Genomic DNA, 309 nt, shown 5'->3' with positions numbered 1-309 from the left:
CCGTGCTTGATTTATTGATCGGCGTAATCTGGGGCAGCATTTCCGGATTCCGCGGCGGACGCACAGATGAAGTGATGATGCGCATCGCCGACATTCTGTGGGCTGTTCCTTCATTATTAATGGTTATTTTGCTGATGGTTGTCCTGCCGAAAGGATTGCTCACCATTATCGTCGCCATGACGATCACGGGCTGGATCAATATGGCGAGGATCGTCCGCGGACAGGTGCTGCAATTAAAGAATCAGGCGTATGTGCTTGCTTCACAGACACTCGGTGCCAAAACCGGCCGGCTTTTGTTTAAGCATATCG

The 309-nt window shown here is 51.1% G+C and carries 1 protein-coding gene; it reads left to right on the top strand.

The genetic code is table 11. The annotated features are described in order from the left end of the window. A partial coding sequence (locus tag SB658_RS22950; protein WP_410602557.1) for an ABC transporter permease occupies positions 1–309 on the top strand: 309 nt, incomplete at both ends.

Origin of the sequence: Bacillus sp. SIMBA_008 (genome assembly GCF_046535495.1) — a bacterium.
GTDB classification, from domain to species: Bacteria; Bacillota; Bacilli; order Bacillales; family Bacillaceae; genus Bacillus; species Bacillus subtilis.
Note: the sequence above shows the minus strand (reverse complement) of the source record. Positions and strands in the feature narration are given on the sequence as shown.